Below are 12,843 nucleotides of genomic sequence, written 5' to 3'. Positions count from 1 at the left end.
TGTTCACCCTTGCCCCATGCGTTACCGAGAGGTTGAGCCGATGACGGACCCCGCAGTCGAACGGGACGCCGCCGAGTCCGCTTCGGCCTTCTCCCATCCGCCGGTCGAGCCGGACGCGACCCGCGCCTACGGGGAACACCCGGACCAGGTCGTCGACTTCTACGCCCCGCGCGGTGACGCCCCGCCCGGCGCCACCCTGGGGCCGGCCCCGCTCGTCGTCGTCCTGCACGGCGGCGCCTGGCGGGCTCCGTACGACCGGCGACACATCACGCCGCTGGCCGACTTCCTGGCCCGGAAGGGTTTCGCCGTGGCCAACGTCGAATACCGGCGCGGCGGTTCGCTGCCGCATCAGGGGGGCGACGGTCCCGTCGCGGGGCGTTGGCCCGAGACCTTCGACGACGTCGCCGCCGCCATGGACGCGCTGCCGAGGCTCGCGGCCGAGGCGCTCCCGCAGGCCGATGTGCGCCGGACCGTGGTGACGGGCCACTCCGCCGGCGGCCACCTCGCGCTGTGGGCCGCGGCCCGCCACGTCCTGCCGGCGGACAGCCCCTGGCGGCCGGCGACCCCGCCGCCCCTGCGCGGCGTCGTGGCGTTGGCCCCGATCGCCGACTTCACGGTGGCGGAGGAACTGGGCGTCTGCGGCGGCGCGTCGGCGCAACTGCTGGGCGGCGAACGGTACTGGGACGAGCGGCTGCCGTACGCGGACCCGGCCGCCCTGCTCCCGACGGGCATCGCGACGGCCGTGGTGCAGGGCCGGGACGACATCGTGGTCCCGGAGGAGGTGGCAGAGGCGTACGTCGCCGCGGCGGCCAAGGCGGGGGAACTGGTCGGCCTGACCCTCCTGGACGGCGTCGGGCACTTCCCGCTCATCGACCCGGCCGCCGATGCCTGCGCGGTGGTCGCCGAGGAGATCTCGCAGCTCGCCTGGTAGCCCTTCGGGAAGTCCCGGCAGCCGTCCCGCGACCGGGGCCAGGAAGGGTCCGAAGGGGTCCCAGGCGGGACAAAGCTGCCCAAGGGGCCTGGTTCTGGCCTTGTTGATCTTAAGGCGTGGCCGGTATCCGCCAGGTGGGTTGGCTGACGATGCCCGCCTGACTACGGTCGTTCGCGGCGTGGGACATCGCGCCGTTGCCCTCTGGATGGGCCCGGTTTCCCGTCCGGTCGAGCGAAGGGGAGCACCCATGGCCGAGGACGAGCGCAAGCTCTGGCTTTCCGTCTACAGCACGGCGGGCGGCTGGCAGGCCGACCAGGTCTTCGCCGACCGGACGTGTGCGGCCGCGCCCGCGATCGCGGTCAACGGGGGCAGGCTGTACTGCGCTCACCGGGGCGCGCGGCAGCAGGACGGGCGGTACCTGCCGCTGCGGGTGACCACGTACGCGCCGGAACTGCTGGACGTGCTGCGGGGCGAGGTGACGGAGGAACTGCTGCTGGGCGAGGCGGTCGAGACGCCGTCCTTGACCGCCCACGGCGGCGAGCTCCACCTGGCCCTCACCCTCACCGACCCCTCGGGCCGCCGGTGTATCGCCGTCACCACACTCGCCGGCGACGAACCGCAGGCGCCGGCCGTCGCCCTGGAGGACGGGATCGCCCCCGCGCTGGTCTCGTTCGGGGACGCTCTGCACTTGTTCGCCGTCGCACCGCTGCACGGGAAGATCATCCACCGGGTGGCGCGCACGGCGCGCGGACCCTGGGAGAAGCCGGCCGACGGCGACAGCGTGTACGGGATGCTGCGCGTCTGGAACAAGAACGGCCCCTACCCGGCGAACCTGTCCGCCACCGTCCACGACGGGAAGATCCACCTCGTCTACCGCTTCGGTACCGACGACGCCCGCCTGATGCACGCGGTCCACGACGGCGCCGCCTGGCACAAGCCCGTCCCGCTGGGCGAGGGCCACACGAGCCGGCGGGGGGCGGCCGTGGCCTCGTACGACGGCAGGCTGCACGCGGTGTACCCGTCGTCTCGGGAGGACCGGCTGCGCCACGCGGTCTTCGACGGCAAGACCTGGGACGAGGGGACGGACCTCGACGAGCACGACAGCCGCAACACCCCGGCGCTGACCGCGGTCCGCGACACGGTCACCGGTACCTACACCCTCCTCCTGATCCACCGCTCGACCTGACGGACGTCGGCGGGGCGGACAGGACGGACGTCGGCGGGGCCGGGCCGGACGCGCCGAAGGGGCCGGGCGCGCGTTGGCGCCCGACCCCTTCGGCGAGGCTTTCGGCTTCGACGGCGGCGCCGGGGGCCTACAGGAACGAGTTGATCTCGATCGTCTCGGTCCGGCCCGGGCCGACACCGATCGCCGAGATCGGGGCGCCCGACATCTCCTCCAGCGCCTTGACGTACGCCTGGGCGTTCTTCGGGAGGTCCGCGAAGGTCTTGGCCTTGGTGATGTCCTCGGACCAGCCGGGGAGGTTCTCGTAGATCGGCTTCGCGTGGTGGAAGTCCGACTGCGAGTACGGGAGCTCCTCGACGCGCTTGCCGTCGATCTCGTACGCGACGCAGACCGGGATCTCCTCCCAGCCGGTCAGCACGTCCAGCTTGGTGAGGAAGAAGTCCGTCAGGCCGTTCACGCGGGTGGCGTAGCGGGCGATCGGGGCGTCGAACCAGCCGCAGCGGCGGTCGCGACCGGTGGTCACACCGCGCTCGCCGCCGATGCGGCGCAGGTCCTCGCCGTCCTGGTCGAAGAGCTCGGTCGGGAACGGGCCCGCGCCGACGCGCGTCGTGTAGGCCTTGAGGATGCCGATGACGCGGCTGATCTTCGTCGGGCCGACACCGGTACCGGTGCAGGCGCCTCCGGCGGTCGGGTTCGACGAGGTCACGAAGGGGTACGTGCCGTGGTCGACGTCGAGCAGGGTGCCCTGGCCGCCCTCGAACAGCACGACCTTGTCCTCGTCCAGCGCGTTGTTGAGGATCAGGGTGGTGTCGGCGACGTAGGGCTTGATCTGCTCCGCGTACTGGAGCATCTCCTCCACGATGGCGGCGGCGTCGATCGCGCGGCGGTTGTAGAGCTTCGCGAGGAGCTGGTTCTTGCCCTCCAGCGCCGCTTCGACCTTCTGCTGGAGGATCGACTCGTCGTAGAGGTCCTGGACGCGGATGCCGATGCGGTTGATCTTGTCCGCGTAGGTGGGACCGATGCCGCGGCCGGTCGTGCCGATCTTGCGCTTGCCGAGGAAGCGCTCGCCGACCTTGTCGAGGGTGACGTTGTACGGCGTGATCAGGTGCGCGTTACCGCTGATCAGCAGCTTCGAGGTGTCGATCCCGCGCTCGTTGAGCCCGCGCAGCTCGGAGAGGAGTACGGCCGGGTCGACGACGACACCGTTGCCGATGACCGGGGTGCATCCGGGGGAGAGGATGCCGGAGGGGAGAAGGTGCAGCGCGTACTTCTGGTCGCCTACGACGACCGTGTGGCCGGCGTTGTTGCCGCCCTGGTAGCGCACCACATAGTCAACGGATCCACCGAGCAGGTCGGTGGCCTTTCCCTTGCCCTCGTCACCCCACTGAGCTCCGAGCAGCACAAGAGCGGGCACAGGCGTACACCTCTTCCGGATGGGGCATGTCCAAGGTCAGGGGGCGTACGACGATGTACACCGCAGGCTGAGCCGTCGGACCGGTACCCCGGAATAGACGAAGGCCCTGGCGCAATAGCGCAAGGGCCTCTTGCACAAAGATGCTACCCGAGGAAGGACCGAGGTGTCGGCTCCAGAGCCCACCATGAGCCATGCGGGCGCGCCGGTAGGCGGCCTGCTCGTGCTCGTCGACCCGGTCGCCCGCCGTCTCGACGGCGAGTCCGTGCGGATCGCGAAAGATGTGTTGTGCGCCGGGGCGACGGCAAAAGTTTCTCTCCCCGACTCGCCGGAGGAGTTTGCGCGGGCACTCGCCCGCAGGGGGCATCGACGCCTGGTGATCGTGGGCGACGACCGGGCCCTGCTACGCGCGGTGACACTCATGCACCGTTCCCGTGACCTGGCCGGGGAGACCTTGTCGCTGATTCCGGTGGGTCCCGCGCACTCCCTCGCGCTGGCGGGGTCGCTGGGTGTGCCGCTCTCGGCGGTGATGGCGGCGCGGGCGGCGCTGGACGGGGTGGTGCAGGCGCGTGACCTGCTGGTGGACGACAGCGACGGGGTGGTCTTGGGGGGCCTGCGCATTCCGCCGCCCGTGCGCAAGCAGGTCCCACCCGTACGGAGCTACCGCTCGTTGCTCCGGATGCTGCTGCCGAGCCCGCCGGGGGCGGGGGGCCCTCACGCGGTGCACCGGCTGAGGGTGGAGGCGGACGGGGCGGTCCTCGCCGATGTGGACCACCCGGTCCAGGACGTCGCGGTGGTCACCAGGGAGCCGGGCGGGCCGGCGGAGGTGGTGGTCCGGCTGGTGGGGTGCGCGGCGCTGACGGTGCGGGCCGCGACGGTGACGGTATCGGGTGCGGACTTCCGATACCGCGCCGACCACGCGGCCGTGACGGGGCCGCTGCGCCGACGCACCTGGACCCTGCGCCCGGGCGCCTGGTCCCTCACCGTGCCGCGCTGAACCCGGCGCGGCCGGGGGCGTCGCGCGGACCGCCGTCCCTAGACGGTGACCAGCAGCTTCCGCAGCCCCCGGATGACGTACCCCTCCCGCCACTGCGGCTCCTCCACGAGCCGTAGCGGCGGGCCGCCGGCCGCCAGCAGGGCGCCGAAGGAGGCCTTGAGCTCCAGCCGGGCCAGTGGTGCGCCCAGGCAGTAGTGGATTCCCGCGCCGAAGGTCAGGTGCGGGTTGTCGGCGCGTACGAGGTCCAGCGTGTCGGGGTGCTCGAACCGCGCGGGGTCCCGGTTGGCGGAGCCGAAGAGCAGCGCCACCTCGGCGCCGCGCGGGATGACGGACTCCCCGATCCGGATCTCGTCCAGCACCCAGCGTTCGAACATTTGTAGGGGTGTGTCGTATCGCATGAGTTCATCCACAGCTGTGGACAACTTTTCGGGATGACGCCGGAGGTCGTCGAGCCGGTCGGGATGGCGGAACAGCGCCCACCAGCCGTTGACGGTGGTATTGACGGTCGCCTCGTGGCCCGCGTTGAGCAGCAGCACACAGGTGGAGATCATTTCCTGTTCGCTGAGCCGACCCTCCTCATCGTGGGCGGCGATCAGGCCGGAGATCAGATCCGCCCCGGGGCGCCGCCGCCGTACGGCGATCAGCGCGCGCAGGTAGTCGCTGAACTCGACGCTCGCCCGGACGGCGCGCCGCGCCGTCTCCTCGTCCGGCCGGAGCTCGAACATCCCGCAGATGTCCGCCGACCAGGGCCGCAGCAGCGCCCGGTCGGACTCCGGGATGCCGAGCAACTCGGCGATCACCGCGACCGGCAGCGGCTCCGCGACCGCCGTCAGGAGATCGCCACCCCCGGCGGCCAGCAGACCGTCCGCCAGTTCCCCGGCCAGCCGCTCGACGGCGGGCGCGAGACGCTCCACGGTGCGCGGGGTGAAGGCCTTCGCCACCAACCGGCGCACCCGCGCGTGCGCCGGGTCCTCCAAGTCCAACAGCCCGTTGCCGTTGAGCACGTGGAACGGCTCGTGCTCCGGCGGCGGAGCCTGCTGCCCGAACTCCTCGTGCGTGAAGCGGTGCAGGTACGTCCGCCCCAGCCGGCGGTCCCGCAGCAGCGCGCTCACATCGGCGTAGTGCGGCACCAGCCACTGGCCGGTCGCCTCCGACCACACCGCCCGACCCCGCTCGCGCAACTCCCGGTAGGCGGGATAGGGGTCGGCTACGAACGCGGCGTCCCACGGATCAAAGCGCATCTCCGCAGCCTAGATCGACATCGCGCTCCAGCGGTCTTTTCGCCACATCACCGCGATCCGAGCCGTAGCTTGTCGAGCCCTCCCGTTGCCTGTTCCCCCCTCATCCCGGTGTCACCAGCCGGGTCTCGTAGGCGAACACCGCCGCCTGGGTGCGATCCCGTAGGCCCAACTTGACCAATATGCGGCTCACATGGGTCTTGATGGTCGACTCCGCCACCACCAGCCGCTGCGCTATCTCCGCGTTGGCCAACCCCTGGGCTATCAGGATCAGCACCTCCGTCTCCCGCTCCGTCAGCTGGGTGACCCCGGTCGGATCGGCGAGCTTCGGTGCCTCCGCGAGCTTGGAGAACTCCGATATCAGTCGCTTGGTCACCGAGGGGGCCAGTAGGGCCTCACCGCCCGCCACCACCCGCACGCCCTCGGCCAGCTGTCGCGCGGACGCGTCCTTCAGCAGGAACCCCGAGGCGCCCGCACGCAGAGCCTGGTACACGTACTCGTCGAGGTCGAAGGTGGTCAGGACCAGCACCTTCGCCCCCGTGTCCGCGGCCACGATCCGCCGCGTCGCCTCCAAACCGTTCATCTCCGGCATCCGGATGTCCATCAGCACCACATCCGGTCGCAGGGCGCCGACCTTCGCGATGGCCTGGAGGCCGTCGACCGCTTCGCCGACCACCTCGATGCCCTCCATCGCGTTCAGCAGGACGGAGAAGCCCTCGCGGACCATCATCTGGTCGTCGACGATCAGTACCTTGATCGTCATGCCGGCCGCTCCAGGGGTGACGAGGGGAGTGCCGCCGAGGGCGCCCCCGGAGACGAGGGGGTCGAGGAAGTCGACGGGGTCGAGGAATTCGAGGAAGACGGCGAGGTCTCCGTGGCGCGGGGCACCGGTATGAACACGGCGACCTCGTACCCGCCCTCATCCGTCTCCCCGGCCGTCATCTCCCCCTCCAGCATGGCCACCCGCTCCCGCATCCCGGTGATCCCGTGTCCGGCGCCGGGCGACGGCAGGACCTTCTCCGTCGGCGGACCGTTGACCACCCGTATCCCCAAGCCGCCGAGCACATACGACACCTCCACCCCGGCCACCGCGCCCGGCGCGTGCCGCAGCGAGTTGCTCAACGCCTCCTGGATGATGCGGTACGCCGACAACTCCACGCCCTGCGGTAGTTCCCGGACCGCTCCGGTGACCGTCTTGTCCACACTCAGCCCGGCCTCGCGCACATTGGCCAAGAGTTCGTCCAAGGAGGCCAGCGTCGGCTGCGGCCCGTCCGGCGCCTCGTAGTCCGCGGAACGCACGACCCCCAGCACCCGCCGCAGCTCCGTCAGCGCCGCCACCGCGTTCTCCCGGATGGTGACGAACGCCGCCTCCAGTTCGGCCGGCGGGTTCTTCACCCGGTACGGCGCGGCCTCCGCCTGGATCGCCACCACCGACATGTGGTGCGCGACCACGTCGTGCAACTCGCGCGCTATCGTCGTCCGCTCCTCCAGCAGCGTGCGCCGGTCCCGCTCGACGGCCGTCACCTGCTGCTGGGCGCTGACCGCGCGCTCCGCCTGGCGGCGGGTGTTGCGGACGGTGACCGTCAGCAGGGTGAGGGCGGAGGCGAACGCCATGGGCGCCGCGTTGGCGGAACCGTAGGTGCTCGTGAGCACGGGCATCGCCGTCCCGAACAGCACGGTGATCAACCACAGCCAGCAGGCCGTCCGAGGTCGGCTCCGCATCGCCACGACGGTCACCACCGCGAGGTAGGCGATGAAGCTCCCGGGAGCCCACGGCCAGGTGAAGTCGCGGTCCTGGAGGAGCGCGAGGACCGCTGTCGTACCCAAGACGACCCAGAACGCCCCCACGGGCCGCACCAGCGTCATCACAATCGGCACCGCCGCTATCAGGCCCGTGAACAGGCGCAGGGCGTGCGGCACACCGTAGGAATCGAAGCTGCCGGCCAGCAGGACGATCACCGCCACCAGCCCCACCAGCGCGTGCGGGAGGTAACCGGCCCTCGCGCGCACGCCCGCCGGCAACAGCCGCAGCAGTGGTCCATCGGTGCGCATCGGCGGCAGGGGCCGGTAGTCGAAGGCCCCCTCGAACAGGTCGTGGCGCAGGATCTTCATGAGCCCCGAAGCCATTGTCAGTTCCGGTGTCCGGGCTGTCCCCCCGGCGGTCGTCTCGGTCATGTACGAACCGTAGGTCCGCGACCACCTCATCCGCGTCGCCGCTGATGGGGATATCCGGACCTCCCCCTCAGGTACTACGGCGGTGCGTCAGTAGCCCGAGGGACGGACCAGGCCCGTCTCGTACGCGAACACCGCGGCCTGTGTCCGGTCGCGCAGGCCCAGCTTCACCAGGATGCGGCTCACATGCGTTTTGACGGTCTGCTCGGCCAGAACCAGGTGCTGTGCGATCTCCGCGTTGGAAAGGCCCTGCGCGATCAGGGACAGCACCTCCGTCTCCCGCTCCGTCAGCTCGTCGATCCGGGCCCGCGACGGCGCGCGGGGCGCCCCCAGCCGGGAGAACTCGGTGATCAGCCGCTTCGTGATGTTCGGGGACAGCAGCGCCTCACCGGCCGCCACCACACGCACCGCCTCCGCGAGCTGGTCCGCGGAGGCGTCCTTGAGCAGGAACCCGGAGGCGCCGGCGCGCAGGGCCTCGTACACGTACTCGTCCAGGTCGAAGGTGGTCAGCACGAGCACCTTCACGGCGGTCGCGGGGTCGGCGGTGATGACGGACGTCGCCTCGATGCCGCCCATGCCGGGCATGCGGATGTCCATCAGGACCACGTCAGGGCGGAGCTCGGCGACCTTTGTCACCGCCTCGGAGCCGTCCACGGCCTGGCCGACGACCTCCATGTCGGGTTGGGCGTTCAACAGCACGGTGAACCCCTGCCGGACCATCATCTGGTCGTCGGCGATCATCACCTTGATCGGGGCGGTCATGAGGGCTTCTCCGTCTCGTCGGTCCCGGACGCGGCGCCCCCGGGAAGATCCATGGGCAGTACGGCGCTCACTTCGTATCCGCCTCCGGGGCGCGGGCCGGCGGCCAGTTCACCGCCCAGCATGCCCGCCCGTTCGCGCATCCCCAGCAGCCCGTGCCCGGCTCCGGGGGACGGCGCGGCCGCCCGGGTCGGTGCGCTGTTGGCGACGCACAGGTGCAGCTCACGCGGGCCGTAGGCGATCCCCACCTCCACCCGAGAGCCCGGTGCGTGACGCAGGCAGTTGCTCAACGCCTCCTGCACGATCCGGTACGCGGTGAGTTCGGAGCCGGGGGTCAACGGCCGCCGGATGCCCGCTATCTCCGTGGCGACCTCCAGCCCGGCCGCGCGGACGTTGTCCACGAGACCGTCGAGATCCGCGAGGGTGGGCTGCGGATGGTGCGGGTTCGCCGGGTCGTCGGGATGCTCGGAGCGCAGCACACCGAGCACGCGGCGCAGCTCGGTGAGGGCTTCCAGTGCGTTCTGTCGGATGCCCGCCAGGTTTTCCTTGAGTTCCTCCGACGGGTTCTCCACCAGGTGGGGGGCGACCTGAGCCTGGATGGAGATCACCGACATGTGGTGGGCGACGACGTCGTGCAACTCGCGTGCGATGCGGCTGCGTTCCTCCAGCAGGGTCCGCCGCGCCCGCTCCTCCTCGGTCATCGTCTCCTGCGCGACGAGCTGGCCACGGGCGAGGCGCATCGCCCGCAGCGCGTATCCGAGGAGCCCGGCGAACCCGAAGACGAGGAGGGCCACGAGGAGGCTGCTGCGGCTCTTCTCCGGCTTGAAGGCCCCCTCGGCCACGGCGCCGGCGGCGACCGAGACGCTGATGACGGCGATGGTCACCCGCGGCGGCACGCGCAGGGCCACCAGCAGGATCAGCGGGGCGAAGGAGAACGGTCCGATGGCCGTCCACGGCCACGCCTGCCCCTGCCCGACATGGTCGCGGATCACCCAGGCGATGAAGCCGGCGTTCAGCAGGCCGAGCCACCAGGCCCCGATGGGACGGAACATCGCGATCACCAGTGAGAAGCCGGTGAAGAGCGACAGCAGGACGATGCTCGGGTCGTGGACGTCGTAGTGGTCCTGGAGCTGCGTCGAGGTGAGGGAGCCGAAGAACACCGCCGCGTAGACGACGAGGACATGGGGCAGCCGGGCCAGCAGGCGGGGCCGCGCCATGGGCGGGAGCGGGTCCTTCTTCAAGGTGAACAACTCCTGTGCCAGACCGCCCCGTACGGGGTCGCCCGGCACAGGACCACCCCCCACAGGGCTGCCCGGCACGCGGCCCGTCGTCAAAGGGGCTGCCGGGTAAGGGACATCGCGCTGCGCGTTCACAACGGTCAGACTAGGCATGGCCGACTTCTGTCATCGCAGTCGTCGGAGCCATCGGAGCCATCGGAGCACCTCGGCGGTCGGGGGCAACCGACCCCGCCCCGGCAGCGGGGCCGCCCCGCGGGGACGGGCCCCGCTCGTACCCGTGGAACGCGACCCAACAGACGCCCAGCGCGGCGGCGAACAGCGGCAGCCACAGCAACCGACTCGCTATCCACTCCGGGGACCCGGGCACGGTGTGCAGGCCCGGCAGGTCCGCCGAGACGAGGAGCCCGAGGGCGGTGACGGCCATCATCGCCGTCTGGTGCCAGAGGAAGACCGTCATCGCGGACAGGTTCAGCAACGCCACCTTCGCCCATGCCCGGGGCCGTCGCATGGCCCGGGCGAGCGGCTCACGGACCAGCAGGGCCAGCCCGCACTGGGCCGTGCCGAAGCACACGACCGCAAGGGTGGGCGGGTTCAGGTTGGAGATCGCGGCACCCGGGACTCCCACCATCGACGAGGGGTACCCGCCCCAAAGGACCAGCACCGCGGTGGCGACGGCGCCGCCCACGAGCAGGGCCGCCGCCGGGGCGCGGCGGGAGAACGCGCCCCGTGACCAGGCGGCGCCCAGGGTGAAGGGGACAAGCCAGCCGGCGGCGACATTGGCCCAGCCGATCCGGTCGGGGCCCTCGAAGCCGAACCGCCAGACGTCCACACCCACCACGACGACCAAGGGCCACACCGGGTGGAGCCGCGCGACCAACGGCGTCGCGGCGGTGAGCGCGGCGAACACCAACAGGAACCACAGCGGGGACAGGACAAGCTTCAGCAGCGTGTGCAGGGTGTCCGGTGCCACCCCGCCGAGCAGCATCCCGGCGGAGGCCACGCCCCAGAGCGTGAGCACCGCGGCCACCGGCCGGAACAACCTCCCCAGCCGCTGTCCGACCCACGTGCGGTACCGAACTCCGCGTGCCCGGGCCGATGAGTAGCCCCGGGCCGCGAGATGCCCGCCGACCAGGAAGAACACGGCCAGCGTCTGGAACACCCACGAGACCGGCGTCAGCCAGGGCATGCGGGCCAGCGGGCTCGTGGCGCTCAGGCCGCCCTCGGCCGTGGTCAGAGCGGTGACGAGCCAGTGGCCCAGGACCACACCGAGGATGGCCAGGGCGCGCAGCGCGTCCACGGAGCGGTCTCGGGAAGCGGGTGTCCCGGCATGCACTCGGTCCGCGAGTCGGGACCAACGGGCGAGGGCCTCAAGCACGGGAGGCCTCCGGCGCGCCGGCAAGGGCGGTCGTGGGTCCGCCGGCGGGGGTCGGTCCCAGGACGATGCGGGCCAGGCTGTCGAGGGAGGTGGTGCCGGGCTTGAGGTAATCGCTGTGGCCGGCGTTACCGGCGGTGAAGGGCGCGGCGCCGAAGGCCGGGTCGACGGGGTCGGTGCCGAACCCGATCCCGCCGAGCCGTACATGGGGGACACGGCCGATCCAATCGCGGCTGCCCCGACCGCTCCATACCCGAGCCCCGGTGGGCAGCCCGGCGACGGAGTCGGCCCCGGTACCCGGACTGCCGTACAGCACCAGGTCGGTGACCTTGGGGCCGGTAGGTGTCCGGGCGCAGACCACGGAACCGTAGGAGTGGCACAGCAGCGAGAGGCGGGTGTCGGGGCGGGTGAGGGTTTCCACCTCGGACAGGAAGCGAGCCAGTTCGCTCGCGGCCCCGTCGGCGCGGTCGATGGTCAGCACCGTGGTGCTGACCGTGCCGGGGGTGTCGTACCCGAGCCAGGCGACCACGGCGGAGTTCGGGTGCTCGGCCGTGAGGCGCTGCTCAAGGGCGACCGCCCCGGCACGGAATCTCTGATAGGTGTCCATCGTGGTGTCGGAGCCGGGCACCAAGACGGTGACCCGGTCGGCGTTCTCCAGATCACCGAGCACCTCGACTGCCCGTCCCTTGCCCCGACCGTCGAAGGCGAGGAACCGACCGCCTCCCGAACCGGCCGCCATGGCCCGCAACTTCGCCGCCCGACCGGTACGGCCCGCGGCCTGCGCCATCCGGGCCGCCTCGGCGATGTTGCCGAGGTTCGCGGCGTACCGGTCGTGCGGGGAGGCCCTGGCGGAGAAGGCGACGGGCTTCGGCGCCGGTACGTCGGGGGAGGCCGCGGCGGAGACCGGGAACACCACGGCGGCCGCGATGAGGGCGGCCGGCAGGGCGCGACGCAGGCGGCTGACCATGGTGTTCATGAGGGTGTCCTTCGGGTCCGGAGAGCCTGCCGCTCTTCTCTCGTACCGAAGTTAGGAACCGTCCCCCCTCGTCGGCGTCCCGCTGTGGAGCGGCCTTCGCGGGTAGCTCTCAGGTATGAGGCGGGCTACCTACTAGCCACATCGCCGCACAAGCAGGGCCGGGAACAGGGCAGGGGCGGGCGGTTACGAGGCCGCCGTCGCCACCCGGACGCCGAAGGCGATCAGGACGGTACCCGTCACCCGGTCCAGAGTCCGGCGGACGCGCGGGCGCGCGAAGAAGTGCCGGGCGCGGGAGAGGACGTGGACGTACGTGCCCAGCCAGAGCAGGGTCAGCAGGACGTGGACCCCTACGAGTAGCGCCATGCCCGCCGCGGGGCGCAGACCGGCAGGGGTGAGCGTGGGCAGCAGGCCCGTGTAGAAGACGGCGATCTTCGGGTTCAGCGCGTTGCTGATCAGCCCGGTGCGCCAGGCACCACCCCCGCGCCCCTGCGCCTGCCCGCCACCCGCTGCCGCCTCCCGGCCCGGCCCGCCCGGCCCGCCCGGCCCGCCCGGCCCGCCCGGCTCGG

12 protein-coding genes are annotated in these 12,843 nt (G+C 71.5%); 3 read left to right on the top strand and 9 right to left on the bottom strand.

The window, feature by feature from the left end; genetic code table 11:
- The first annotated feature begins 40 nt into the window (after window positions 1-40).
- Together E6R62_RS00060 and E6R62_RS00055 are read left to right on the top strand one after the other, a co-directional pair.
- The gene (locus E6R62_RS00060) at window positions 41-931 is read left to right on the top strand and encodes an alpha/beta hydrolase (protein ID WP_136210029.1); all 891 of its coding nucleotides are present in this window, start codon (window positions 41-43) and stop codon (window positions 929-931) included.
- Between the two features lie 247 nt (window positions 932-1,178).
- Window positions 1,179-2,117, top strand: coding sequence for a hypothetical protein (locus E6R62_RS00055; protein ID WP_136210027.1), 939 nt, complete (start codon window positions 1,179-1,181; stop codon window positions 2,115-2,117).
- Between the two features lie 127 nt (window positions 2,118-2,244).
- Here the strand turns inward: E6R62_RS00055 and E6R62_RS00050 are convergent, their stop codons facing one another.
- On the bottom strand, window positions 2,245-3,528 hold the full coding sequence (locus E6R62_RS00050; RefSeq protein WP_136210025.1) for an adenylosuccinate synthase: 1,284 nt from the start codon (window positions 3,526-3,528) through the stop codon (window positions 2,245-2,247).
- Window positions 3,529-3,658: 130 nt separating this feature from the next.
- Between E6R62_RS00050 and E6R62_RS00045 the strand changes: the two genes are divergently transcribed.
- Window positions 3,659-4,522, top strand: a complete 864-nt coding sequence (locus E6R62_RS00045; RefSeq protein WP_136210023.1) for a diacylglycerol kinase — start codon at window positions 3,659-3,661, stop codon at window positions 4,520-4,522.
- Between the two features lie 38 nt (window positions 4,523-4,560).
- Here E6R62_RS00045 and E6R62_RS00040 read toward each other — a convergent pair whose 3' ends face one another.
- The 8 genes from E6R62_RS00040 to E6R62_RS00005 form a co-directional block, all read right to left on the bottom strand.
- Window positions 4,561-5,763 (bottom strand): cytochrome P450, encoded by a 1,203-nt coding sequence (locus E6R62_RS00040; RefSeq protein ID WP_136210021.1) that lies wholly within the window; start codon window positions 5,761-5,763, stop codon window positions 4,561-4,563.
- Between the two features lie 100 nt (window positions 5,764-5,863).
- Window positions 5,864-6,523, bottom strand: coding sequence for a response regulator transcription factor (locus tag E6R62_RS00035; RefSeq protein ID WP_136210019.1), 660 nt, complete (start codon window positions 6,521-6,523; stop codon window positions 5,864-5,866).
- Window positions 6,520-7,935 (bottom strand): sensor histidine kinase, encoded by a 1,416-nt coding sequence (locus tag E6R62_RS00030; protein ID WP_136210017.1) that lies wholly within the window; start codon window positions 7,933-7,935, stop codon window positions 6,520-6,522. Before E6R62_RS00030 ends, E6R62_RS00035 begins: the two co-directional genes overlap by 4 nt.
- Before the next feature lie 87 nt (window positions 7,936-8,022).
- The gene (locus tag E6R62_RS00025) at window positions 8,023-8,694 is read right to left on the bottom strand and encodes a response regulator transcription factor (RefSeq protein WP_136210015.1); all 672 of its coding nucleotides are present in this window, start codon (window positions 8,692-8,694) and stop codon (window positions 8,023-8,025) included.
- Window positions 8,691-9,980: a sensor histidine kinase gene (locus E6R62_RS00020; RefSeq protein ID WP_240801395.1), complete on the bottom strand. Its 1,290-nt coding sequence runs from the start codon at window positions 9,978-9,980 to the stop codon at window positions 8,691-8,693. The genes E6R62_RS00025 and E6R62_RS00020 overlap by 4 nt, the downstream gene beginning before the upstream one ends.
- A gap of 94 nt (window positions 9,981-10,074) precedes the next feature.
- On the bottom strand, window positions 10,075-11,304 hold the full coding sequence (locus tag E6R62_RS00015; RefSeq protein ID WP_240801394.1) for an acyltransferase: 1,230 nt from the start codon (window positions 11,302-11,304) through the stop codon (window positions 10,075-10,077).
- Window positions 11,297-12,277, bottom strand: coding sequence for an alpha/beta hydrolase (locus tag E6R62_RS40555; protein WP_136210011.1), 981 nt, complete (start codon window positions 12,275-12,277; stop codon window positions 11,297-11,299). Before E6R62_RS40555 ends, E6R62_RS00015 begins: the two co-directional genes overlap by 8 nt.
- A 183-nt stretch (window positions 12,278-12,460) precedes the next feature.
- Window positions 12,461-12,843, bottom strand: a 383-nt coding sequence (locus E6R62_RS00005) for a LysE family translocator (RefSeq protein WP_168713924.1), incomplete at its 5' end; no start/stop codon positions are given.

The sequence above is a fragment of the Streptomyces sp. A1136 genome (assembly GCF_004795055.1).
GTDB lineage: Bacteria > Actinomycetota > Actinomycetes > Streptomycetales > Streptomycetaceae > Streptomyces.
Note: the sequence above shows the minus strand (reverse complement) of the source record. Positions and strands in the feature narration are given on the sequence as shown.